General features: G+C 72.9%; 24 protein-coding genes and 1 tRNA gene. 6 read left to right on the top strand and 19 right to left on the bottom strand.

Annotation, left to right across the window (positions count from 1 at the left end; translation table 11 throughout):
- Positions 1-48 precede the first annotated feature (48 nt).
- From PAI11_RS00735 to PAI11_RS00725, 3 genes are all read left to right on the top strand, one after another.
- On the top strand, positions 49-1,152 hold the full coding sequence (locus PAI11_RS00735) for a baeRF10 domain-containing protein (RefSeq protein WP_007569800.1): 1,104 nt from the start codon (positions 49-51) through the stop codon (positions 1,150-1,152).
- Between the two features lie 40 nt (positions 1,153-1,192).
- The gene (locus PAI11_RS00730; RefSeq protein WP_007569799.1) at positions 1,193-1,636 is read left to right on the top strand and encodes a DUF2267 domain-containing protein; all 444 of its coding nucleotides are present in this window, start codon (positions 1,193-1,195) and stop codon (positions 1,634-1,636) included.
- Positions 1,637-1,704: 68 nt separating this feature from the next.
- Positions 1,705-1,777 (top strand) — tRNA-Ala (locus PAI11_RS00725).
- A gap of 78 nt (positions 1,778-1,855) precedes the next feature.
- Here PAI11_RS00725 and PAI11_RS00720 read toward each other — a convergent pair.
- Positions 1,856-2,305, bottom strand: coding sequence for a MarR family winged helix-turn-helix transcriptional regulator (locus PAI11_RS00720; RefSeq protein WP_007569798.1), 450 nt, complete (start codon positions 2,303-2,305; stop codon positions 1,856-1,858).
- Between the two features lie 60 nt (positions 2,306-2,365).
- Between PAI11_RS00720 and PAI11_RS00715 the strand changes: the two genes are divergently transcribed.
- Together PAI11_RS00715 and PAI11_RS00710 are read left to right on the top strand one after the other, a co-directional pair.
- Positions 2,366-3,184, top strand: a complete 819-nt coding sequence (locus PAI11_RS00715) for an NAD-dependent epimerase/dehydratase family protein (protein ID WP_007569797.1) — start codon at positions 2,366-2,368, stop codon at positions 3,182-3,184.
- Between the two features lie 218 nt (positions 3,185-3,402).
- Entirely contained in the window at positions 3,403-4,050 is a 648-nt protein-coding gene (locus PAI11_RS00710) for a cysteine hydrolase family protein (RefSeq protein ID WP_007569793.1), read from the top strand.
- 38 nt (positions 4,051-4,088) lie between these two features.
- Here the strand turns inward: PAI11_RS00710 and PAI11_RS00705 are convergent, their stop codons facing one another.
- Together PAI11_RS00705 and PAI11_RS00700 are read right to left on the bottom strand one after the other, a co-directional pair.
- A complete protein-coding gene (locus tag PAI11_RS00705) occupies positions 4,089-5,597 on the bottom strand; it encodes a class I adenylate-forming enzyme family protein (RefSeq protein WP_040597457.1) in 1,509 nt (502 codons plus the stop codon).
- Positions 5,598-5,709: 112 nt separating this feature from the next.
- Positions 5,710-6,168 carry a nuclear transport factor 2 family protein gene (locus PAI11_RS00700; protein WP_007569791.1) on the bottom strand — a complete coding sequence of 153 codons (459 nt, stop codon included), beginning with the start codon at positions 6,166-6,168 and terminating at the stop codon, positions 5,710-5,712.
- 227 nt (positions 6,169-6,395) lie between these two features.
- Between PAI11_RS00700 and PAI11_RS00695 the strand changes: the two genes are divergently transcribed.
- Positions 6,396-7,013: a TetR/AcrR family transcriptional regulator gene (locus PAI11_RS00695; RefSeq protein ID WP_007569790.1), complete on the top strand. Its 618-nt coding sequence runs from the start codon at positions 6,396-6,398 to the stop codon at positions 7,011-7,013.
- On the opposite strand, the gene PAI11_RS00690 is transcribed toward PAI11_RS00695, so the two are convergent.
- The 16 genes from PAI11_RS00690 to PAI11_RS00615 form a co-directional block, all read right to left on the bottom strand.
- The gene (locus PAI11_RS00690; protein ID WP_007569789.1) at positions 7,000-8,007 is read right to left on the bottom strand and encodes a sensor histidine kinase; all 1,008 of its coding nucleotides are present in this window, start codon (positions 8,005-8,007) and stop codon (positions 7,000-7,002) included. The two genes, PAI11_RS00695 and PAI11_RS00690, sit on opposite strands and share 14 nt — an antisense overlap.
- Before the next feature lie 54 nt (positions 8,008-8,061).
- Entirely contained in the window at positions 8,062-8,727 is a 666-nt protein-coding gene (locus tag PAI11_RS00685) for a response regulator (protein ID WP_040597455.1), read from the bottom strand.
- A gap of 327 nt (positions 8,728-9,054) precedes the next feature.
- The gene (locus PAI11_RS00680; RefSeq protein ID WP_050897046.1) at positions 9,055-9,444 is read right to left on the bottom strand and encodes a MaoC family dehydratase; all 390 of its coding nucleotides are present in this window, start codon (positions 9,442-9,444) and stop codon (positions 9,055-9,057) included.
- On the bottom strand, positions 9,441-9,860 hold the full coding sequence (locus PAI11_RS00675; RefSeq protein WP_040597453.1) for a MaoC family dehydratase: 420 nt from the start codon (positions 9,858-9,860) through the stop codon (positions 9,441-9,443). The genes PAI11_RS00680 and PAI11_RS00675 overlap by 4 nt, the downstream gene beginning before the upstream one ends.
- A 29-nt stretch (positions 9,861-9,889) precedes the next feature.
- A complete protein-coding gene (locus PAI11_RS23690; RefSeq protein ID WP_007569784.1) occupies positions 9,890-10,666 on the bottom strand; it encodes a hypothetical protein in 777 nt (258 codons plus the stop codon).
- Positions 10,663-11,556, bottom strand: a complete 894-nt coding sequence (locus tag PAI11_RS00665; RefSeq protein WP_050897045.1) for a CoA transferase subunit A — start codon at positions 11,554-11,556, stop codon at positions 10,663-10,665. Before PAI11_RS00665 ends, PAI11_RS23690 begins: the two co-directional genes overlap by 4 nt.
- A complete protein-coding gene (locus tag PAI11_RS00660) occupies positions 11,553-12,257 on the bottom strand; it encodes a 2-oxo acid dehydrogenase subunit E2 (RefSeq protein WP_007569782.1) in 705 nt (234 codons plus the stop codon). The genes PAI11_RS00665 and PAI11_RS00660 overlap by 4 nt, the downstream gene beginning before the upstream one ends.
- 2 nt (positions 12,258-12,259) lie before the next feature.
- Positions 12,260-12,490 (bottom strand): biotin/lipoyl-containing protein, encoded by a 231-nt coding sequence (locus PAI11_RS00655; RefSeq protein WP_007569781.1) that lies wholly within the window; start codon positions 12,488-12,490, stop codon positions 12,260-12,262.
- A gap of 12 nt (positions 12,491-12,502) precedes the next feature.
- A complete protein-coding gene (locus PAI11_RS00650; protein WP_007569780.1) occupies positions 12,503-13,489 on the bottom strand; it encodes an alpha-ketoacid dehydrogenase subunit beta in 987 nt (328 codons plus the stop codon).
- On the bottom strand, positions 13,486-14,466 hold the full coding sequence (locus PAI11_RS00645) for a thiamine pyrophosphate-dependent dehydrogenase E1 component subunit alpha (protein WP_007569778.1): 981 nt from the start codon (positions 14,464-14,466) through the stop codon (positions 13,486-13,488). The genes PAI11_RS00650 and PAI11_RS00645 overlap by 4 nt, the downstream gene beginning before the upstream one ends.
- A 105-nt stretch (positions 14,467-14,571) precedes the next feature.
- Entirely contained in the window at positions 14,572-15,621 is a 1,050-nt protein-coding gene (locus PAI11_RS00640) for a phosphotransferase family protein (protein ID WP_081488172.1), read from the bottom strand.
- Complete coding sequence (locus PAI11_RS00635; RefSeq protein ID WP_007569775.1) at positions 15,618-16,028, bottom strand: hypothetical protein; 411 nt, start codon at positions 16,026-16,028, stop codon at positions 15,618-15,620. Before PAI11_RS00635 ends, PAI11_RS00640 begins: the two co-directional genes overlap by 4 nt.
- Positions 16,028-17,596 carry an AMP-binding protein gene (locus tag PAI11_RS00630; RefSeq protein ID WP_007569773.1) on the bottom strand — a complete coding sequence of 523 codons (1,569 nt, stop codon included), beginning with the start codon at positions 17,594-17,596 and terminating at the stop codon, positions 16,028-16,030. The genes PAI11_RS00635 and PAI11_RS00630 overlap by 1 nt, the downstream gene beginning before the upstream one ends.
- 180 nt (positions 17,597-17,776) lie before the next feature.
- A complete protein-coding gene (locus PAI11_RS00625) occupies positions 17,777-18,793 on the bottom strand; it encodes an ABC transporter permease (protein ID WP_007569771.1) in 1,017 nt (338 codons plus the stop codon).
- A complete protein-coding gene (locus tag PAI11_RS00620; protein ID WP_007569763.1) occupies positions 18,790-20,343 on the bottom strand; it encodes a sugar ABC transporter ATP-binding protein in 1,554 nt (517 codons plus the stop codon). The genes PAI11_RS00625 and PAI11_RS00620 overlap by 4 nt, the downstream gene beginning before the upstream one ends.
- Positions 20,344-20,409: 66 nt before the next feature.
- Positions 20,410-21,558 carry a sugar ABC transporter substrate-binding protein gene (locus PAI11_RS00615; RefSeq protein WP_138974025.1) on the bottom strand — a complete coding sequence of 383 codons (1,149 nt, stop codon included), beginning with the start codon at positions 21,556-21,558 and terminating at the stop codon, positions 20,410-20,412.
- Between the last annotated feature and the right edge of the window lie 91 nt (positions 21,559-21,649).

Here is a 21,649-nt window from a genome sequence, read left to right as displayed (position 1 = left end):
GTTCTACGTTCGGCGAGCCATCCGCCGAGCCCCGACACGAGGCAGTTCATGACCGCGACCACCAGCCCGCAGATCGACCACCTGCTCCGCCTCGAGACCGGCGGAGCGCCGATCCTCAGCGTCTACGTCGACCTCGACCCCGGCCACTTCCCGACGCCGACCGCCCGCGAGCGCGAGATCAACGCGCTGCTGGTGTCGGCCCGCCAGCACGCGTCCGCCGAGGACATCGAGCCGCTCGCCGAGCGGCTGCGCGACGAGGCCGCCGGCTCCGGAGCGGGGCACGGGCTGGCCGCGTTCTCGTGCGCCGCGGCCGGGCTGCTGGAGGTCCTGCGGCTGCCGCACGGGGTGCCGCCGATGGTCGTCGTCGACAGCGTCCCGTGGATCGAGCCGCTCGTCGGCGCCACGACCGACGAGGGCTGGGGCGTCGCCGTCGTCAGCCGCCGCGGCGCGCGCCTGCTCCGCGGCGGGCCGACCCGCCTGGTCGAGTTCGCCCGGATCGAGGACGACGTCCACGGACGCCACGCCCAGGGCGGTTGGTCGCAGGCCCGGTACCAGCGCGGCATCGAGGAGCAGGTCGACGCCCACGTCCGCGGCGTCGCGGAGCGGCTGCTGCGCGCGCACCGGCGGAGCCCGTTCGGCGAGCTGGTGATCGTCGCCTCCGACGAGCTGCTGCCGAACGTCCGGGCGAGCCTCCACGGCGATCTCGCCGCCGTGCTCGCCGGGACCGTCGCCCGCGACCTCGAGCACGCCACGATCGACGAGCTGACCGCCGCCGTCGCCCCGGTGGTCGAGGCCGCCGAGCGCGATCGCGAGCGCGAGCTGCTGGCGCGGGTCGGCGACGGCCTGGCGACCGGCGGTCGCGCGGCCGCGGGACTCGACGAGGTGCTGGCGGTCCTGGCCGAGGGACGCGTGACGCTGCTGCTGGTCGCCGAGGACGCCGAGCTGACCGCCCGCCGCTGCCCGACCTGCGGCTGGATGACCGCCGACGCCCGTCCCACCTGCCCCGACGACGACACGCCGCTGGTCGCGGTCGACGCCGTCGCGCACCTGCTCGACGCGACCGCCCGACGGGCGGCGCCGACCGTCGTCGTGCACCACGAGCGCGAGGCGCTCGCGGCGCGGGGCTCGGTCGCGGCGCTGCTCAACTGGTGAGCGCCGCGCCGCCCGAGCCGATCTACCCGAGGAGCCACCCATGTCGCACACCGAGACCCCCGTCCTGCAGCGCAGCGTCCAGTCCGCCGAGCAGTGGATCTCCGAGACGGCCGAGGCGCTGGGAGTCGAGGACCGCCGCTACGCGCTGCGCGTCCTGCGGGCCTTCCTGCAGACCCTGCGCGATCGCCTGAGCGTCGAGGAGGCCGCGCAGCTCGCCTCGCAGCTGCCGGAGCTGATCCGCGGCTTCTACTACGAGAACTGGGTGCCGAGCCGGACGCCGCACCACTACCACGACGCCCACGGCTTCCTGAGCGAGATCACCCAGCACGCGCGCCTCGGCGGCCCTTCCGAAGCCTCGAGCGCCACCGCCGCCTCGTTCGCCGTCCTGCGCCACCACGTCTCGCCCGGCGAGATCGCCGACGTCCTGGCCGTGATGCCGCCGCCCGTCCGCGAGCTGCTGGAGCGGACGGCGGTCGACGACTGACTCCCCCAGCCGATCGCCCGTCCACCGGCCCGCCACCCACCCCGCCCCCGCGCTAGCCTTCGCCGTCTGGGGCCTTAGCTCAGCTGGGAGAGCGCCTGCTTTGCAAGCAGGAGGTCGCGGGTTCGATCCCCGCAGGCTCCATAGGACACGGAACCCCCGCGAGAGCGGGGGTTCCCGCGTTCCAGGGCCGTCCCGGATCGAGACCGGCGACGGGCGGGCTCAGCGCTGCTCGCCCGGGCGGGCGATGCGGCCGAGCAGTGCCCGGAGCTGCGCGGCCTCGACCTCGTCCAGACCGTCGAGGAGGCGGCCTTCGGCCTCGTCGCTGGCGCGCGTCGCCCGGCGCAGCGTCTTGCGGCCGGCGCCGGTGAGCGCGATGACGTTGCGGCGCCGGTCGGCAGCGTCCGGACGACGCGCCACGAGGCCCTTGCCCTCCAACCCGTCGATCAGGGCGACCATCGTCGTCCGGTCGACGCCGAGCCGGCCGGCCACCTGCTGCTGGGACTCCGGCTCGCGCGCATCCAGGAGCAGGAGGACCGCAAGCTCGCGGTGGTTGACGCCCAGTGGGCCCAACAGCTCCTCGTGCAAGCCGTCGAGCCCGAGCTGCGCGCGCTTGAGCAGGTACGTCAGCCGGACGCTGAGCTGCGGTCCGAGATCGCCTTCGGTCGGCACACCGAGATCCTACTGCTATCGTGATCATCAGTCTTACTGACGATCAGCACAAGGACAGGCATGACCTCCATCCTCCTCACCGGCGCCACCGGCCTCGTCGGCTCGCGCCTCCTCCCCCGCCTCCTCGACGCCGGCCACGACTGCCGCGCGCTCGTCCGCGGCGACGCCGAGCTCCCGCCCGGCGCGACCGCCGTCCGCGGCGACCTCGCCGACCCCGACGCGCTTTCCGCCGCCGTCGAGGGCGTCGACGCCGTCGTCCACCTGGCCGCCCTGTTCCGCACCGAGGACGAGGACGCGATCTGGCGGGCCAACCGCGACGGCACGCGCAACCTGATCGCCGCCGTCCGGGCCCACGCGGCCGGCGCCCGCCTCATCATGGCCAGCACCGGGAACGTCTACGACCATGACGCCCCGCGCCCCGGCCGCGAGAGCGACGAGTGCTCCCCCACCGCCGCCTACCCGGCCAGCAAGATCGCCGCCGAACGGCTCCTCCGCGACAGCGGCCTGACCTGGGCGATCCTGCGCCTGCCGTTCGTCTACGGCGACGGTGACGGGCACCTCGCGATGATGCCGGCGATGGCGCCGCGCTTCGGCCTGCACCCCGCCCACACCTACTCCGTGGCCCACCATCGCGACGTCAAGGCCGCCGTCGACCTCGCCCTCTCCGGCACGATCGACGGCCGGACCGTCAACATCGCCGACGACGCGCCCGTGACCGTCTTCCAGATGGCCGAGCTCGCCGGCGACCCGATCGACGGCTCCGCAGAACCCCTCGCCAACCCCTGGGCCGGCCGCATGGACGCCACGCTCGCCCACCAGCTCGGCTTCCGGCCGACCGTGCCGACCATCTACGCCGCCGCACGAGACGGGATCCTCTAGCGCAGCCGCCGCGGCATCGCTCGGGGCTGATCGGCCAGTTCGACGCGGCCGGCGAGCCGACGGGGCGAGGAGCCCCGGGACTTCCGCGGCGCCAGGGCCGCGGTGCGCCGGGGCGGGCTCGCTTCCCGCAGCGCTGTCGCTTTCGCGCGTAGCCGGAGGCCCCTCCAACGCGTACAAACAGGGCCGTCGAACCCAGATCGAGCGAAAGGCCCAAGCCCATGGAGTACGAGTTCGACCGCGTCCCCGTCGATGACGTCATCCTCGTGTTGACCCACATGCAGAACGACTTCTGGCACCCCGAGGGTCGTGGGTACGACTTCACGAAGGACACGCTGCCGTTCGAGGACACGCTGCAGCGGATCAAGAGGACGATCGACGCCTGCCGGGCCCTGGACGTCCCGATCATCTACCACAACGAGACGTTTCGCCCGGGCCACCCTGAGCTGAAGATCCGACGCGGGGGCTACGTGCGGGGAACCGGTCGGGTGCTTCGCTGCCCCGAGGAGAACATGGCGGTTCGCGGACAGTGGGGGGCCGAGACGCTCAGCGAGATCGCGCCTGAACCCGGGCGACCCGAGTGGGAGGTCGACAACGCGAGGGTGGACCCGTGGCCGTGCACGGAGTTCGAGCCGCTCATCCGCAACACGGGGCGCCAGATCCTGATCGTCGCCGGGCTCGCCACGGACTTCGGTGTCTCGCTCACCGTTCGCGGCGCGAACGAGCGGGACTACGGTGCGATCGTTCTCTCGGACTGCACCGACCGCATGCTCGGCGAGTACAGCCAGATGACCATGGACACGCTGTTTCCGTACCTCGCACGGGTCATGACGTCGGACGAGCTGATCGGCGAGCTTCGCGGGTCGTAGCCGCGCGAGCGCCCGCGCCCGCGCGGGAAGCCGCCCCCTCACGCGACCGGCGTGAGGGGCTCGTCACCCGCGCTCCGAACCGCCGCGCGCAGGCGCCCGCGCTCGATCTTGCCCGTTGCGTTCTTGGGGAGCGCGTCGACGCCGACGACGCGCTTGGGCACCTTGAACCGGGCGAGCCGCTCCCGGCACACGCCGGTCACCGCCTCGGGGCGGACGTCGCCGACGACGAAGGCCACGATCGCCTCGCCCCAGTACTCGTCCTCGACGCCCACGACCGCCGCCTCGACGACGCCGTCCAGCGCGAGGATCGCGTTCTCGACCTCGACGGGGTCGACGCTGAACCCGCCGGTCTTGATCATCTCCTTGCTCCGGCCGACGAAGTGCAGCCGCCCGTCCTCGTCCCGGCGGCCGAGGTCGCCCGTGAGCACCCACCCAGCGCGAACGGCCTCGGCGGTCGCGTCCGGCCTGCCGTGGTAATGCGCCATCACGCTCGGGCCCGCGAACCCGATCTCGCCGACCTCGCCGTCGGGGAGCGGGCGTCCCGCGGGATCGAGGACGGCCACGCGCGAGACGCCCATCGTCGTCCCGACGTCAGTGGGGTCGGACTCGAAGTGCTCGGGCGCGCTGCACGTCAGCTGCGCCTCGGTCAATCCGTACATGAACGCGAAGCGCGAGCCGAACCGCTCGAGGGCGGCCCGACGCACGCGCTCGGGGAAGGCGTAGGCCGTGTAGATCAGCTCCAGGGCGGTCAGGTCGCGGTGCTCGTGCCCGTCGACGGCCAGCATCGCGGCGATCATCGTCGGCGCCAGGAAGGTGCGCGTGGCCCGGTGGCGCTCCAGGAGCTCCCATGCCCGCGCCGGATCGAACGCTCCGTCGAGGACCACGGTCGCCCCGCCGAGCAGCGCGGGGACCAGGAAGTGGAAGAACCCGATCCCGAACGTCGGCAGGTTGAAGACCTCGACCTCTCCGGGCCGCCGCGGCGAGCCCAGTGCCGAGTTGACGACGTTCCAGACGTTGGCCCGGTGCGTTCGCGCGACGCCCTTCGGGAAGCCGGAGGTCCCCGACGTGTAGATGATCGTCGCGACGTCGTCGTCGCGTCCGGAGCGGTCCGACGGCACGGGGTCCGGAGCGGTCTCCCGCAGCGCGTGGATGCTCGACCCGGACCCGCCGGCGAGCGGGAGGACGTCGAGGTCGGCCCCGGCGGCCAGCTCCCGGGCCCGGTCGAGCTGCTGGTCGTCGGCGACCAGCAGCTCGACGCCGGCGTCGTCGACGACGAACGCCTGCTCGTCGGCCGTGAGGCGGGTGTTGATCGGGACCGCGATGCAGCCGGCCCGGGCCAGCGCCATGTACACCTCGACGACCTCGGACCGGTTGTCGAGCAGCATCCCCACGGTGCGGCCGCCGTGCCCCGCGCGACGGAGTCCCGCCGACAGTCCCGCGATCCGCCGCTCCAGCTCCCTGAAGCTGACCGTTCCGTTCCGATCGACGATCGCGGGCCGGTCGCCGAAGCGCTCGCAGGCGCAGAGCAGGGGGTATGACGCATCCATCACTGGCTCCGGCCGTTCATACCGCGACCGTACCTTCCGGGCAGTAGGCGCCGGGCGGTTCTGTCGCTTCCGCCAGCACCCGCCCTCGCCGCCGACGCCCAGGGAGCAACGCTCACGCGACGGGGCGACGCGGGCGCACGAAGGCGACGGCGACGTCCCGGCTCGCGAAGCGCCATCCCTCGTCGGTGCGCACGAACGTGTCGCGGCACTCGCCGACGTACTTCGGGATGTCGCCGGGAGCCGGCATCGCCCGGTCCGCGCCCCGGCGGTCGTGACGGTAGTTGACGAGGTACGACTCGGCTAGAGCGCGGTCGCCTCCGACCTCCAGCTCGACGGCGATGTTCGTGTGCACGTGCCGGGAGACGCGGCGGTCGAGCGCCTCGCGCTCCGTGAACCACTCGCGGATGGCGTCCCGTCCGTCGAGGCGGAGGTCGACCCCGGTCCACACGCCGTCGGCCACGAACAGCTCCGCGATCCGCGAGGCCTCACCGAAGTCGACGCGGCGCGCGTACTCGATGATCAGTCGTTCACAGGCGCGCTCGGCGAGCATGCGCGCGACGTCGGGATCCATCGCAGTCCTCTCGTTGGTTCGGTGCCCGGAACCGGGTGCCGGTCGGTGCAGCCGACCCCTCCAGAATCCCATCTGCAGGATGGTGCACCCGCCGGACTCGCGGTTCCGCCAGCATCGCGTGGAGCCGAGATGCGCTCCGCTAGCATCGAGTCGCCTACCGATCGGTCCGTGACGCCGTCCGATCGCGGCCCGTGCCGCCCGCCGATCGTCATCTCTCGAGGACTCCGATGCCCAAGACGCAGCCCTCGCGGCCCACCACCACAGGCGAACCACAGGCGGTCCGCGCGGACATCATCGCCGCCGCGACGAAGGTCTTCAGCGAGCTCGGGTACCACGGAGCGTCGATGACGGACGTGGCCTCGGAGCTCGGGATGCGCAAGCCGAGCCTGTACCACCACGTCCGCCGGAAGGAGGACCTGCTGTTCGCCATCCACGAGCAGATGGTGGACGAGCTGATCGCCGAGACGATGGTCGTGTTCTCGTCGTCGAAGCCGCCGAGCGAGAAGCTCCGCGACATCGTCCGGGGCGCGATGGACTTCGTCGGCCGCCACCAGGACGGCGTGACCGTCTTCCTGGCGGAGCACCGCGCCCTCAGCGGCGAACGCTGGAGCGAGATCGTGCTCAAGCGCGACTTCTACGAGCGCATGGTCCAGGGAGTGATCAACGACGGCACGCGCTCCGGGGCGTTCGTGGACATGCCTCCGAAGATCGCCGCGAAGGCGGTCCTCGCCATGGCCAACTGGGGCTACACCTGGTTCCAGACCGGCGGCGAGATGGGGGCCGACGAGATCGGGGACATGTTCGCGGAGATCGCGCTCCGCGGGCTCGAGGTCAGGCCGGGCTGACCGGCACCCGCACCACGAGCAGCCCGCCGGCGCCGTCCGCCCGATCGAGACGCGCAGCGCCGCCGAGCTGGGCCGCCGAACGCCGGAGGGCCGCCAGGCCGTGACCGCTCGCCAGGGCGGCCGCGGTGGGAGCTCCGGTGGCTCCGAAGTCGCGCACCGCGACCTCGAGGGTGCCCCGCCCCGGCGAGCGGAGGACCACTTCGGCGCCGCCCGCCGGCGCGTGCTTGGCCGCGTTGGCCACGCCCTCCCGCGTCGCCCGGACGAGGAGGTCGCGGGCTCGCGGGTCCGCGTCCCGGTAGCGCTGGACGGCGGCGTCCGAGGCGTCGAAGGTCACCGGAAGGCCCCAGGGGGAGGCCGCGGCGGCCGCGACCGCCGCCAGGTCGTCGTCCGCACCGCTCGACGCGCCCGCGAACTCGTCCGCGTACGGCTCCTGGATCGCGAGCCGCAGTTCGCCCAGGCCGCGATCGACCAGCGCCAGCCCCGTCGCCAGGGTCGCGGTCGCGTCGCCGCCCGCCTCCTGCTGCTCGCGGGCGTGGCCGAGATGCAGGACGGCGGCGGAGAGCGCCTGGACCGGGCCGTCGTGGATCGCGTCGGCCCACCGCTGCGCGACGCGAGCGACCAGGTCGAGCTGCCAGGCCCGTGCGCAGGTCTCCGCGATCTCGCGCACGAGCGCCCCGACGCCCTCGTTGCCCCGCTCGCGCGGTCGTGCGAGCACGAGGCCGATCGGTGCCTGGGCGACGTCGAGGACGGGCGCGCGCACGACCCCGTCCTCGACCGGGACGGACGCCATCCGCCGCCGCCCGCTCGCGCTGGCCGACAGGACGAACCCGTCGAGGATCACGTCGAGGCGCGCGAAGTCCGCCGCACCGGCGAGCGCGGCGAGCGCGTGGTCGCACTGCGGCGGCGTCGCGCTGCCGGCACGAAGCGCGACGAGCCGCAGCGCGAGCGACGCGAGCGACGCCCCGAAGGAGACGGGCTCGTCTCTCCCGCCCACCGCCGTCCCTCGGCTGCCGTCCGTCGCGCGCACCGTCGTCGCCGCTCGTCGGCGTCAGGACGCCCGCTCGAGGCAGACCGGGCCTGCCTCGGCCGCCGGCGCGAGGACTCCGGCCCGGATCGCGGTCGCGATCAGCTCCGTCTTCGTCCGCGCGGCGAACTTGCGCTTCATCTTCTGCACGTGGAATCGCACCGTCGACTCGGTGATGAAGAGCTTCGCGCCTACCTGCTGGTAGGTCCATCCGGCCGCGGCGAGCTCCAGGACGCGCTCCTGCTGGGGGGTCAGGCTCGGGCGCCCGCTCATCTCCGAACCCAGCGAGTGCAGGCGCTCGACGATCTGGTGCCCGGTGACCTCGGCGCTGCCTCGCTCGCCGCGCACGACGCGGTCGATGACGGTGCGCAGCTCGGTGAGTCCCGCCGTCTTGGTCACGTAGCCGATGGCGCCCGCCTGGAGGGCGCCGCGGACCGTGTCCTCGCTCAGATAGGCGCTCACGACGACGATCGCGGCCTGCGGGCGGACTTCGAGGATGCCGCGCACGACGTCCTCGCCCCGCATGTCCGGCAGCCGGAGGTCCACGAGCGCGAGATCGAGCTGCGCCGCCGCCGCCTGGCGCAGCGCCAATCCGCCCGTCGACGCCTCGGCGACGACGCGAACGCGCGAGTCACCCGCGAGCACCGACCGGATCCCGTGCCTGACGAGGTCGTGGTCATCAACGATCATGGTCCGCATGCTGTACTCCTCCCTACCGTCCGGTCGGACGGATTGCGCGCATAGTACAGACCCGGCGTCACTGTGTGGCATTGCTTCCGGAGGGGCCCGTGGGGCACATGCCAGCGATCGGCCGAAGCTCCAGGAATCCCCTGCAAAACAGGGAAGTTCGGGGTCATCGCGAGACGACGGGCCGATCATCCCCCGCGCGCCGGGCGGAGGCCCGTCGGCCGAGTTCGGGCCACGGATCCCGAGGATCGAGGCACCCCAAACTCGGCGCCGACCGACCGGTAGGGCGCCCCGGGGGCCGTGCCCGTCCCCTTCCCCGGGCCGGCGGGCTCAGGCCGGCGGGAGCAGCACGCTGCCCGACAGGACGGTCACGCCGTCCTGGTTCACGCAGGACGCCGCGAGCGCGCCGTCCGCCGCGGACTCGTCCGCGGGGCGCACGATCCGCGCGGTGACGGCATCGCCCGGGCGCACCGGAGCGCGATAGGTCACGCTGACCGAGCTCCCTGCCGGGAGCGCCTCGACGTCGAGCCCCTCGGTGAGGGAGCGGAACAGCGACTGGAACGAGATCGGGCCGTGCGCGATCGTCCCGCCGAACTCCGAGGCCGCAGCGATCTCGAGGTCGACGTGCAGCGGGTTGTAGTCGCCGGAGAGCTCCGCGTACGCGTTGATGCTCTCCTGGGTGACGACGTCGCTGATGCCGGGGAATCGACGGTCGGTCATGCCTGGTCTCCCGGGCCCGTGGGCCACATGATGGTCTTGCTGCCGCTGACGGCCAACGCGCCGTCGGCGCGGCGGACGTCGAAGCGGATCACGACGTACGGCCGCTCGCGCCGCACGTACTTCTCGCCGATCCACGTGGTGGTGCGCACCGACTCGCCGACCGGCACGGGCTCACCGAACCGGAGCTCCTGCTTGGCCAGGACCGATCCGGCGGGGATGCCGCCCATCGACGCCCGGAGGGCCTTCAGGAAGATCACCGGGAAGACCGCGGGCGGCGCGAGCGCCACGTCGTGCGGCTGCCCGATCGGCCCGGCGAGCCGGCCGGCGAGGTCCGCGGTGATCTGCTCGACGTACGGGCCCTTGCGGTCGTCCTCGACGAGATCGTCGAAGGCGATGTTCGACAGCGTGTCTGTCATGTGCTCTTTCTGGTCGACGTCGCGGGACGTCATGTCGCTCGCAGGAGGCCGCCCGGGTCGACCCGCTCGCGGAGCAGGTCGAGCTCGGACGGGGACGGCATCGCGGTGGTGGGCACGGCCTCGGGCACGTCGAGCGCGAAGCCGGTGGCGGCCTGGACGTCGTCGAGCGAGACGCCCGGATGCAGGCTGACCACGCGCATGTCGCCGTGGTCGTTGAAGTCGAAGACGCCCAGCGGCGAGAGCAGCAGGCGCGGGCCGCCCCCGGGCAGCCCCAGCTCGGCCCGTCGGGTGCGGTCGCCGAGCGCCGTGATCGACGCGACGCGCTCGACGAAGACCCGGGGCGAGTGCGCGGGCATGAGGATGTAGTAGCCGCGGCAGTTCGTGCTCATCGTCGCCAGCGCCACGGCTCCGGGGCCGTGGACCTTCCAGCCCCCGTCGCCGTCCGGGATGCCGACGAGGTTGACGTTGCCGCGACGGTCGACCTGCAGGCCCCCGACGAAGAAGACGTCGGGACTGGCGACGTCGTCGAAGACCGTGCCCTGGTCCATGACGGCCTCGCCCTCGAAGGCGCTGCGCGCGTGGAACGACAGCTCGCGAACCGCCGGGAGGCTCGCCGCCGTGGCGAGGTTGTCGACGGACAGCCCGATGACGACGCGCAGGTCCGGGTGGGTGCTCAGGCCCGCCATCAGGGCCCCGGCGCGAGCCGTCGGCAGGTTCGCCCCGATCTGGACCACGCGGTCGTCGGCGCGGAAGTCCCGGGCCAGCAGGACGGCCTGGAGCTCGTCGGGGGTCGCGGTGACGCTCACGGGTTCAGCTCCAGAATCCGGCGCAGGCCGATGTGGTCGAGGTACTGCGCGTGGTCGGCGGGCCCCCGCACGTGGGCATCGAGGTACTGCTCGAGGCCGTCGCGGTCGCCGCGGGCGGCGCGCTTGCCGGCGGCGGCGAAGGCCGTGAGATGCTCGACGTCCGCCTCGATGGTCGTCGCCGCGTACGGGTGGGTGCCCCAGCGGGCGGGGACCACCGAGGTCGTGCGCCAGCGGTGGGTCGCGGCCGGGTCGCGGCGGATCACGTCGTTGCCGACGAGCTCCTCGACCTGCACCACGACCCGCGCGGCCGCGGAGGCCATCACGGGGTCCATGTGGGTCGGACCCGAGAACTGGACGTTGCCGAACCGGTCGGCTCGGTGCCCGTGGATCAGCGCCAGGTCCAGCGGCAACGCGGGGATCGCGAGCAGCGACTCCCCGCCGATCGGATCGGCGAACGGCACGAGCCGCGGATTGTGGATCGGCAGATCGGTCCCGACCCCGCCGCGCCAGGGGAGGAACGGGAGCCGCTGCGCGGCCGCCCTGAGCGCCAGGCCGCAATGCGCCTCGTCCAGCTCCCAGACCTCGATCGCGCCGGACTCTGCGGCGCTCCGGAACAGCGGCGCCACGCCGGCGATCCCCTCGCACCCCACGTACGAGGTCACGACGCGCCGCACGCAACCGGTGGCGATCAGCAGGTCGACATCGAGGGCGGCGACGGGCGCGACGACCGTCAGGTCGCGCAGCCCGCGGCGCGCGAGCTCGCGAACGAGGGTCATCGGCCGCCCGTTGGTCAGGATGCCGCCGATCCCCACGGTCGCCCCGTCCTGGACCGACTCCAGCGCCGTCCGCGCGTCGGCGACGAGCTCGGTACGGGTGCCCGCGGCGCTCATGCGCTCGCTCCCGCGTGCTCGACGGTCCCGAGCGCGGCGAGATCGCCCAGGCGCTCGACGAGGGCCCCCAGGAACTCGGCGCCCTCCGCGCCCGTGAGGACCCGGTGGTCGCAGCCCAGGGCCAGGCGGACCGTGCTGCGGCCGTCGTGCTCCGCCACGGCGCCGACCGACAGGATGGCCGCCTGGGGCGGGTTGAGGACGGCGTCGAAGTCCTCGACGCCGAACATCCCGAGGTTGGAGATCGAGAACGTGGCGTCCGAGAGGACCTCCCGGCCGAGCTTGCGGCGGGACGCCAGGTCGGCGAGCTCGCGGACCGCGGCGCTGATCTGCGTCGGGTCCTGCCCGTCGGCGTCGTAGACGGCCGGGACGACCAGGCCGCCCGGCACGGCGATCGCGACGCCGACGTTGACCCGGGGGTGCTGGTGGATGAACCCGTCGTCGAAGGACGCGTTGACCTCGGGGTGCGCGCGCAGCGCGAGCGCGGCGGCACGCACCAGGTAGTCGTTGACGGACGGCGGTCGGTCGCCGGCGGCGCGGACGCGCCGACGCTCGTCCACGATCGCCGTCACGTCGGCGGTGCGGCGCAGGTAGAAGCACGGGATGACCGCGGCCTGGTCCATCTGGCGGACCATGGCGCGCCGCATGAGCGAGAGCTTCTCGATCCGCGGCTCCCCCCGGCCCGTCTCGGCGGGGCCCGGCATCGCTAGAGGTCCTCGAGGACGAGGAGCACGGCGTTGCCCGGAGCGTCGTCGCCGTCGGCCACCCGGATCTCGGCGACGCGCCCGGCCTTCGGCGCGACGATCTCCATGTTCGCCTTGTCGGTGGCGACCTCGACGAGCAGGTCGCCCTCGGCCACCTCCTGTCCGACCTCGACCGCGATCTCGAGGATCTCGATCTCGTCGTCGGCGGTGCCGTTCTCGACGGTGATCTCCATCACGGTGCCTTCCTACGCGAGGGTGGTTCGGATCGCCGCGGCGATCGTGTCGGCCTGCGGGACGCGCGCCTCCACCAGCGGCAGCGGCGTCGGGACGTTCGTGAAGTCCGGCGTCACCCGTACGGGCGGAGCCTTGAGCTCGGCGAAGCAGTGCTCGGCCGCCAGCGAGCAGACCTCGGCGGCGACGCTGCAGGGGCTGAGCGCCTCCTGCGCGACCACGAGCCGGCCGGTCTTCGCGACCGACTCCAGGATCGTCGCGGTGTCCAGCGGCGAGATCGTCCTGGGGTCGACGACCTCGACGGAGATCTCGTCGGCGAGCCCCTCCGCGGCCTCGACCGCGCGGGGGACCATCCGACCGGTCGCGACGACGGTGACGTCCGTTCCCGTGCGCCGGACGTCGGCGACCCCGAGGGGGATCAGCAGGTCGTCGACGACCGGGACGTCGAAGCGGTCGCGGAGGAGGCCCTGCGTCTCGATGATCAGCGTCGGGTCGTCGTCGCGGACCGCGGACTTCAGCAGGCCCTTGGCGTCGCGGGCGTTCGACGACATCGCGACCTTCAGGCCGGGGACGCCGCAGAACCAGGCCTCGATGTTCTGCGAGTGCTGGGCCCCGTTGTGCCCGCCGGCGCCGCACATGGCGCGGACGGTCAGCGGCAGCGGGTGGCCGGTGAAGTAGCGGTACTTCGCGCCCTGGTTGATCAGCTGATCCATCATCAGCATCGCGAAGTCGAAGAACATGACCTCGACGATCGGGCGCAGGCCGACGGCACCGCTTCCGACGCCCAGACCCATCAGCACGGCCTCGCTGATCGGCGTGTCGCGGACGCGGTCCGCGCCGAAGCGGTCCTGCAGGCCGCGGGTCAGGCCGTAGGGACCGCCTGCGCGGCCGACGTCCTCGCCCACCAGGACGACTCGCTCGTCGCGGTCCATCTCCTCGGTGAGGGCCTGGCTGATGCCCTGCCAGTACTTGGTGGACTTCGTCGCGATCTCGGTGCTCATACGGAGGCCAGGTGGTTGAGGGACAGGACGTCCGGCCCGGAGACCGGGCTGGAGAGCGCGAACCGCAGCGCGGAGGCGATCTCGTCCTCCACGACGCGATCGACCTCGGCGACGACGACGGGGTCGAGCGCCTTGCGGGCCCGGACGATCGGGTCGCCGGCGCGACCGAGCTCGACCTCCTCGTCGGTCCGGAACGCGGCCTTGTCGCCGGCGTAGTGCCCGAACCAGCGGAAGGTCAGCGCCTCGATGATCGTCGGCCCGCCGCCGGTGCGCGCCCGCTCCACGGCCTCCCCGACCGCCGCGGTCACCGCGTCGACGTCGTTGCCGTCGACGTGCACGCCGGGGACGGCGTAGCCGGTGCCCCGGCGCCAGATCTCGCCCGCGACGTGCAGGTCCTGGGCGGCGAGCTCGACGTACTGGTTGTTCTCGCAGAGGAAGACGATCGGCAGCTTCCACAGCGACGCGACGTTCAGCGCCTCGGCGAGCACGCCCTCGGCGGCGGCCCCCTCCCCGAAGAAGCAGATGACGACGTCGTCGCGCTTCTGCACCTGCAGGCCGTAGGCGGCGCCCGTGGCGATCGGGATGCCCCCGCCGACGATGCCGTTGGTGCCGAGCAGTCCGATCTCGGGGATCGCGATGTGCATCGATCCGCCCCGGCCGTGCGAGTAGCCCGGACGACGGCCGAGGAGCTCGGCCATCATCCGGTCCGTGCGCGCGCCCTTCGCGATGCAGTGGTGATGCCCGCGATGGGTCGACGTGATCACGTCGGTCGTCCTCAGGTCGTGGCACGCCCCCACCGCGACGGCCTCCTGCCCGATCGCCAGGTGCAACGGGCCGGGGACCCCCTGCTCGCTGTGGAACTGGTCGTGGACCGTCTCCTCGAAGCGACGGCACAGCTGCATCGTCGCGTAGCGCCCAAGCGCCGGATCCGTGCTCGCCCCGAGGGCGTCGAGTTGATCGTCGATCGAAGTCACCATAGAACCCATCTACCGAGTGGTAGGGAGAACCTAGTGCTCGATCTCCACGGCTTCTACCGCGACTGTCGGTAGAGACAGGATCAGATCCGACCGCTCGGTCGGATATCAGCGCCACCCCATGAGGTCGGCCATGTCCTGGCGCAGCCCGGGCATGATGAAGCGGCTCCAGAGCATCCGGACGTCGGTGGATCCGCCGTCCCGGAAGACCCGGATCCCGGTCGCGGTGATGGCCGTGAGCATCAGCGCCGCGATCACCGAGAAGGTCCGCACGACTTCGAGGTCGACCTCGTCGCCGGTGAGGTCCGCGTAGCGGGCGAGGAACCAGTCGCGGTCCGCGACGCCGCCGAGCAGCTCGGAGCCCGGAGCGAAGAGCTTGCCGGACGAGTAGGGCAGCGCGAGGTAGCCCAGGTCGAACCGCGGATCGCCGACGTGCGCCAGCTCCCAGTCCAGGATCCCGGAGAGACGTCCCCGGTCGACCAGGCAGTTGCCGATCCGGTAGTCGCCGTGCACGAGTCGCGGGCGGACCGGATCCGGCGTCCGTGACGCGACCCAGTGGAACGCCTCGTCGACGATCGGGTCGCGGACCAGGCGCTGCTCCTCCCAGACGCCGCGCCAGTGCTCGACGGTCTGCGCGAACGACCGGGCCGGCACGATCGCCTCGGCCGCCTCGCCCGTGAGCCCGTGGATCGTGGCCAGGTGCCGCGCGAGGTCGTCCGCGATGCGGCGGCCAGCGGCCCAGTCCTCCTCGAGCACGCGGCGCTCGCGCGCGTTCCACACGTTCGGAGACTCGCCCTCCAGGCGACTCATGACGAAGAACGGCCCTCCGAACGGGGTGTCCCCGTCGGCGTGGAGCCCGAAGACCGCCGGCGTCGGCACCGGCAGGTCCTGGAGCGCCGCGAAGGTGCGGTACTCCTGCACCAGGTCGGTGTCGAGGACCGCGCCCGCGGGCCGGACCCGCACGATGCACGCGAGCTGGCCACGTTCGGGATCCGCCACGTCCAGGACGTAGGAGTGCCGGGACCATCCGCCGTGGAGCTGCCGAAGCGTGGTGGCGGTCGCGTCCGCGCCGACGGCCCCGGCCTCGCGCATCACGGCGAGCGCCGAGGCCGCGAGGCGCTCGTCGATCGGCGTCGCGCCCGCCGGCGCCGACGTCATCGTCCGGCCCCCGCGGCGAGCGCCGCGACCTCGTCGTCCGCCAGCCGGCGCAGGACGCCCTGGAGCCGCGTCCGGAGCCGCTGCGCCTCGGTCCGCTCGTCGCGGCGCAGGCCCTCGAGCAGCGCGCCGAGCTGCTCCCCGAGCTCCCGGCCGTCGCGGGCCTGACGGAACGGGGCGGGGTGGATCTCCGCCGCCGCCGCGGCCACGGCAGCGGCCACCGCGTCGTTGGCGGCCTGCAGCGTGGCGGCGGTGCCGCGCTCCTCAGCCGCGAGGTTGCGGGCGATCGACGAGGCCGAGAGCAGCTGGCTGCGCTCGAAGCCGCTGAGCGGGCGGTCGATCCGGCCCGCGTCCCGGAGCACGTCCGCCAGGGCGACCAGCAGGTCGCCGGTGTCCATCGCGTTGAACATCAGTCGTTCCGTCCGTCGCGGGTCATCGCCAGCTGGTCGCGCAGCTCGGCCTTCTTGAGCTTGCCGACCGACGTCCTCGGCAGCGCCGCCCGAAACTCGAAGACCGTGGGCACCTTGAACCGCGCGAGGCGCTCGCGGCAGTAGGCGGCGAGCTCGTCGGGGCCGCACGTCGCCCCCGCGACGCGGACGACGACGGCGGCCACGGCCTGGTCGCGGACGGGATCGGGCACGCCGACCACCGCGACCTCGTCGACCTCGGGATGCCCGTTCAGGACGTTCTCGACCTCGGTCGCCGAGACGTTCTCGCCGGCCCGCTTGATCATGTCCTTCTTGCGGTCGAAGAAGAAGAGGTAGCCGTCGGGGTCCGCGTACGCCTTGTCCCCGGTGTGCAGCCACCCGTCGCGGACCGCGGCGGAGGTCGCGGCCGGGTCCCCGTAGTACCCGGCCATGATCGTCACGCCGACGTCGCCGCGCACGACGATCTCGCCGACGTCGCCCGGGGCGGCGTCCTGCCCCTCGTCGTCGACGATCCGGACCACGCGCCCCGGGGCCGGCAGCCCGACGGAGGGCCACCTCCTCGGGCCGACCACCGGCGACGCCGCGATCAGGGTCATCGCCTCCGAGCAGCCGTAGCCGTTGATCAGCGTGATGCCGAACCGGCGCTCGAAGGCGTCCTTCTCCTCGTCCGAGACGTTGATCGCGTAGAAGACGCGGCGGAGCGCGTGCTCGCCGTCCGACGGGCTCGGGGGCTGCGCGAGCAGGACCCGGAGCTGCATCGCGACGAGCGCGGTCTGCGTGGCGCGGTGGGCCCGGACCTGGTCCCAGTACTTCGAGGCGCGGAACTCCTCGAGGAGGATCAGCGTGCCGCCGACGGTCAGGGCGGCGAACAGGGACATCGCCTGGGCGTTGACGTGGAAGAGCGGCAGCGCCGTGAGGCAGCGCTCGCCCGCGTCGAGCCAGAGGGCGTTCACGGCGTCGAGGCCGGAGCGCAGGCAGTTGGCGTGCGTGAGCATCACGGCCTTCGGCAGGCTCGTGGTGCCCGAGGTGAAGATCAGCTCGACGGTCCGCCGCTCGTCCGTGGCGCGCTCGGGCGGCGGGCCCTCGGCGCTCTCGACCGCGGAGAAGGCGACCGCGCCCTCGGGGGGCGTTCCGCGCGCGACCACGAGCGTGCTGCCCTCCGGCGCGGCGGCCCGGACGGCGTCGAGCGACGCGGGCTCGGCGACCGCGAACCGCGCGCCGGTCGTCGCGAAGACGTGCCCGAGCTCGCCGGCCGTGTTGGCCGTGTTCGAGGGGACGAAGATCGCCCCGAGGTGCGCGAGCGCGAAGAAGGCGACGAGGATCTCGGGGCTGTTGCGCAGCTGGACGACCACGCAGTCGTCGCGGCGGACGCCGAGGTCCGCGAAGCCCCGGGCGCAGCGTCGGACGCGGTCCCGGACGTCGCCGTACGTCAGCTCCGAGATCGTGCCGTCCGCAGCCTCGAAGACGAGGAACGTCCCGTCGGGTCGTTCGTCTGCCCGCTCGTCGAGGAGCGCACCGATCGTGCGGTGCCCGATGGTGTGGTGACGCACTGCAGTCCTCAGGTCGGATGGTGAGCGGACGCGGCCCGCCCGCGGGCGTCCGGGCGTCGCAGACCTCGCACCCGAGGACGCGAGGGGCTGCGCACCCGATGCTAGTCCCGGTGCCGCCGCGTGGCGACGCCCGGAACCGACAGTCGCATCGCGGCGGCGGCCGCCGGGCTCCGGGCCCCGTCAGGGGGTCTGGCTCGCCTTCCGGCGTCCGAGGAGCACGGCGACCAGCAGCGCCATCCCCTGGAAGGTCTCGACGACCCAGAACGGCAGGCCCGAGATCTGGAGCCCGTTGACCCCGAACGAGATGATCAGCAGGGCGACGATCAGGCCGCCGACGTTGAACCGGCCCGGCTGGATGATCGTCGAGCCCAGGAAGGCGACCGAGTAGGCGCCGATCAGGAAGCCCTGGCCGATGTCCGGGGGCCCGGAGCCCAGCCGGGCCGCGAAGGTCACGCCGGCGATCGCCGCCGCGAGCGCCGAGACGACGAAGGCGACCTTCAGGACCCGGGTGGTGCGGATGCCTGTCAGGCGGGTGGCCTCGCGCGATGCCCCGGTGGCGTAGAGGTGCCGCCCGAAGGGCGTGTACTGCAGGACGTACCAGGCCACGAGGCAGAGCCCGAGCAGGATGAACACGCCGACGGGGATCCGGCCGACGCTCCAGCGCCCGAAGTCGGTGAAGGTCGACGGGATGTCGTTCGTGATCGTGGTGCCGTTGGCGAGCAGCTGCGACATGCCGACCATCACGGAGCCGGTCCCGATCGTCGCGATGAACGGCTCGACGCCCCGGTTGACGACGAGCCACGAGTTGACGAGGCCGACGCCGACGGCGCCGACGAACACGACGAGGATCGCGAGCGGCACCGGGAAGCTCCCGCCGGTGCTCTGGAAGAGGTACGCGACGGCGACGACCGCGAGGGTCATCGTGCCGCCGATCGAGATGTCGAAGACCCCGGCGGCGAGCGGGGCGAGCAGCCCCACGGCCAGGATGCCGAGGATCGCGCTGTTGCCCAGGACGCCGACGACGTTGTCGTAGCTCATGAACTTCGCCGGCTCCAGCGCGGTGAACAGCGCCAGGATCGCGATCAGGACGAAGACCCCGGCGTACCGTTGCCCGACCCCGGGGCGGCCGGCGTTGCGGTCCTTCGCGGGGGGCTCGTCGGCCGGGAGGCTCCCGACGTCGACGGTCGTGGTGCTCATCGGCCCTGCTCCTGTTCGTCCGTTCCGTAGCAGGCGTTCAGTACCGCCTGCCTGTTCATACCCTCCCCCGCGAAGGTCTCCACCGCGGTCCCGTCCCGGAAGACGACGACCTTCGTGCAGAGCCCCACGACCTCGTCCAGGTCCGAGTCGACGACCAGCACCAGCGCGCCGCCGTCCGCGGCGCGACGCAGCAGCTCCCGGATCTCGCGGCGGCCACGCTCGTCGACGCCGTGGCACGGCTCCTCGAGCACGAGCACCCGGGGTCCGGTGGCGAGGACCTTGGCGATCGCGGCCTTCTGCTGGTTGCCGCCGCTGAGGCTCGACATCACGACGTCGGGCCCGGCGCAGCGCACCTCGTGATCGGCGATCACCGCCGTCGCGAACGCCGTCACCGCCCGGCGGCTGAGGACCCCGTGGGAGAAGAAGCGACCGAGCACGCCCAGTGACACGTTCTCCTGGACGCTCAGGCTCATCGCCACCCGATCGGCGCGCTGTCCGACGACCGCGGCGAGGCCCCGGCGCGCGAGCCCCGCGAAGTCGGAGAGGTCGGCGGGCCGGCCGTCGAGCTCGGCGCTTCCGCCCTCGACCGGCAGCCGGCCGGTGAGGACGCGGGCGAGGTCGATGACGCCGCTTCCCAGCAGCCCCACCGCCCCGACGATCTCGCCCGGCCGACCGTCGAGGGTGCCGTCCCGCAGGTCGCCGCCGCGGAGCCCGTCGAGTCGCAGGATCGGAGCGGCGTCCCGAGCGGCGGCCGGGGCCCGCGGCGCGGCCGCGTCCCCGCCGGCGTCGTCGTGGTGCTCCCCGGCGATCAGGTCGACCAAGCGCCCCCACGGGAACTCGGCCACCGGCCCGCGCCCGACCGTCCGGCCGTCGCGCAGCACGGTGAGCGCGTCGGCGATCTGCGGGATCTCCTCGAGCCGGTGGCTGACGTAGATGATCGACACGCCGCGCTGCTTGACGCGCTCGATCAGGCGAAACAGCTTCCCGACCTCGTGATCGGTCAGGGCCGCGGTCGGCTCGTCGAGCACGAGCACGCGGGTGTCGTCCCCGGCGCTCAGCGCGCGGACGATCGCCACCTCGGTCTGCTCGACGGTGTTGAGGTTGCCGATCAGCGCGTCCGGGGAGACGTCGAGTCCGAACTCGGCCAGGCGCTCCCGGGCCATGCCGCGCTCGGCGCGCCAGCCGATCTTCCCGACGGCGTTCGTCCTCCAGGGCTGCCCGAGGCGGAGGTTCTCGAGCACCGAGAGCGACGGGATCACCCCGAGGGTCTGGTGCACGAACGTCACGCCCGCCGCGCGAGTCGACTCCGGGTCGCCGAAGACGAGCTCGTGGTCGGCCACGGTGATGCTCCCGCTGCCGGCGTCCGGCTCGTGGTAGCCGGCCAGGATCTTGATGAAGGTGGACTTGCCCGAGCCGTTGTGTCCGAGCAGCGCGTGGACGGTGCCCGCCGGGATCTCGAGCTCGAGGTCCTGGAGCACCCGGTTGCCGTTGAACGACTTGCTGATGCCCGTGGCCTGCAGGCCGGGGCGGAGCGCGGTCGTCGGTGTCATGTCAGTTGCTCCTCGTCGACCGGTCGGCGGGGCGCGGTCGGCGGACCGCTCCCCGCCGACCGACGGTCACTTGCTCCAGAGCGCCTTGAACTGGTCCTGGTAGTCCGTCGGCCCGTCCCAGACCTTGGTCGGCGGCAGCTTGTCGGTGTTGTCCTGGTTGACGACGAAGATGTTCGCCGGGACGCTGTCGGGGACGTCCTCGCCGGAGTAGATGCGCGCGGCGGCGTCGGCCGCGGCCCACGGCGTCTCGCCGAACGCGAACGCGACGTCGAGCTTCTGGATGCCCTTCTTGAGCATCACCTCGATGTTCGCGGGGTCCGCGTCCATCCCGCCGACGCTGATCTGGTCCTGCTTGCCGGCCTGCGCGACCTGCGTGTTGGCGATCGCCGCCGCGCTGTCGAAGACGCCCACGATCCACGTGAGGTCGGGGTTCTGGTTCAGCTCGGCCTGCAGCTGCTGCGGCAGCGACTGCTGCATGGTCGCCGAGTTGAACTTCAGCTCCTTGACCTTGCACTCGGGGCAGGCCTTGGGCAGCTCGGCCTTGAAGCCCTCGGTGCGCGCGACGCTGCACCCGATCGAGCTCTCGGTCGCGAAGAGGATGTCCGCCTTGCCCTTGGACTGGACGGCGATCGAGTCGGCCATCAGCTTGCCCTGCTCGACGCAGCCGCCGGCTCCGACCTGGACGGCCGCGCCCCCGGCCCCCGGCCCGTCCCCGGTGAACAGGCCGACGACCGGGATCCCCGCCTTCTTCGCCGCCGCGTAGCCGTCGGCCGCCACGCTGGTGCCGACGGCGTTGACGATGATGGCGTCCGGCTTCGCGTTGACGGCGTTCGTGAAGCAACTGGTCGCCCGGTCGGGCGTCTTGCCGGCGTCGCACCGGGTGTACTCGTAGCCGAGGGCCTGGACCCCGGCCTTGACGCCGTTGGAGATCGCGTTGCAGCCCGTGATCGAGACGTCGCACGAGATGTTCACGATCTTGGCGCCCGGCTTGGGGCTGAACGGCTTCAGGCCGGCCTGGACGACCGCGATCTTGGTGGCCGGGGTGGTCGCCTTCTCGGCGGCCGCGGCGGCCGCCGCGGGAACGGCGGAGCCCGCGCCGCCCGACGTCGTTGCCCCTCCGCCCGAGCCGCTGTCGCTCGAGCCGCACGCGGTGACCCCGAAGGCGGCGCTCGAGCAGAGCACCAGTGCGAGTGCTCGCCATCCTCGATTGCTCATCGTGTTCTCTCCTCTGACGCTTGGACCCTGGTGCGCGTCAGGCCGGTTGGACCGACGCCTCAGGACTGGAGTCATCAGACCGGACGAGCGG

It is taken from the genome of Patulibacter medicamentivorans (assembly GCF_000240225.1).
Lineage (GTDB): Bacteria > Actinomycetota > Thermoleophilia > Solirubrobacterales > Solirubrobacteraceae > Patulibacter > Patulibacter medicamentivorans.
Note: the sequence above shows the minus strand (reverse complement) of the source record. Positions and strands in the feature narration are given on the sequence as shown.

Excerpts from the sequence above, each read along its gene's own strand:
- PAI11_RS00735 (WP_007569800.1), top strand. The coding sequence starts at position 49 with ATGACCGCGACCACCAGCCCGCAGATCGACCACCTGCTCCGCCTCGAG.
- PAI11_RS00730 (WP_007569799.1), top strand. The coding sequence starts at position 1,193 with ATGTCGCACACCGAGACCCCCGTCCTGCAGCGCAGCGTCCAGTCCGCC.
- PAI11_RS00715 (WP_007569797.1), top strand. The coding sequence starts at position 2,366 with ATGACCTCCATCCTCCTCACCGGCGCCACCGGCCTCGTCGGCTCGCGC.
- PAI11_RS00710 (WP_007569793.1), top strand. The coding sequence starts at position 3,403 with ATGGAGTACGAGTTCGACCGCGTCCCCGTCGATGACGTCATCCTCGTG.
- PAI11_RS00705 (WP_040597457.1), bottom strand. The coding sequence starts at position 5,597 with ATGGATGCGTCATACCCCCTGCTCTGCGCCTGCGAGCGCTTCGGCGAC.
- PAI11_RS00700 (WP_007569791.1), bottom strand. The coding sequence starts at position 6,168 with ATGGATCCCGACGTCGCGCGCATGCTCGCCGAGCGCGCCTGTGAACGA.
- PAI11_RS00695 (WP_007569790.1), top strand. The coding sequence starts at position 6,396 with ATGCCCAAGACGCAGCCCTCGCGGCCCACCACCACAGGCGAACCACAG.
- PAI11_RS00685 (WP_040597455.1), bottom strand. The coding sequence starts at position 8,727 with ATGATCGTTGATGACCACGACCTCGTCAGGCACGGGATCCGGTCGGTG.
- PAI11_RS00680 (WP_050897046.1), bottom strand. The coding sequence starts at position 9,444 with ATGACCGACCGTCGATTCCCCGGCATCAGCGACGTCGTCACCCAGGAG.
- PAI11_RS00675 (WP_040597453.1), bottom strand. The coding sequence starts at position 9,860 with ATGACAGACACGCTGTCGAACATCGCCTTCGACGATCTCGTCGAGGAC.
- PAI11_RS00665 (WP_050897045.1), bottom strand. The coding sequence starts at position 11,556 with ATGAGCGCCGCGGGCACCCGTACCGAGCTCGTCGCCGACGCGCGGACG.
- PAI11_RS00660 (WP_007569782.1), bottom strand. The coding sequence starts at position 12,257 with ATGCCGGGCCCCGCCGAGACGGGCCGGGGGGAGCCGCGGATCGAGAAG.
- PAI11_RS00655 (WP_007569781.1), bottom strand. The coding sequence starts at position 12,490 with ATGGAGATCACCGTCGAGAACGGCACCGCCGACGACGAGATCGAGATC.
- PAI11_RS00650 (WP_007569780.1), bottom strand. The coding sequence starts at position 13,489 with ATGAGCACCGAGATCGCGACGAAGTCCACCAAGTACTGGCAGGGCATC.
- PAI11_RS00645 (WP_007569778.1), bottom strand. The coding sequence starts at position 14,466 with ATGGTGACTTCGATCGACGATCAACTCGACGCCCTCGGGGCGAGCACG.
- PAI11_RS00640 (WP_081488172.1), bottom strand. The coding sequence starts at position 15,621 with ATGACGTCGGCGCCGGCGGGCGCGACGCCGATCGACGAGCGCCTCGCG.
- PAI11_RS00635 (WP_007569775.1), bottom strand. The coding sequence starts at position 16,028 with ATGTTCAACGCGATGGACACCGGCGACCTGCTGGTCGCCCTGGCGGAC.
- PAI11_RS00625 (WP_007569771.1), bottom strand. The coding sequence starts at position 18,793 with ATGAGCACCACGACCGTCGACGTCGGGAGCCTCCCGGCCGACGAGCCC.
- PAI11_RS00620 (WP_007569763.1), bottom strand. The coding sequence starts at position 20,343 with ATGACACCGACGACCGCGCTCCGCCCCGGCCTGCAGGCCACGGGCATC.
- PAI11_RS00615 (WP_138974025.1), bottom strand. The coding sequence starts at position 21,558 with ATGAGCAATCGAGGATGGCGAGCACTCGCACTGGTGCTCTGCTCGAGC.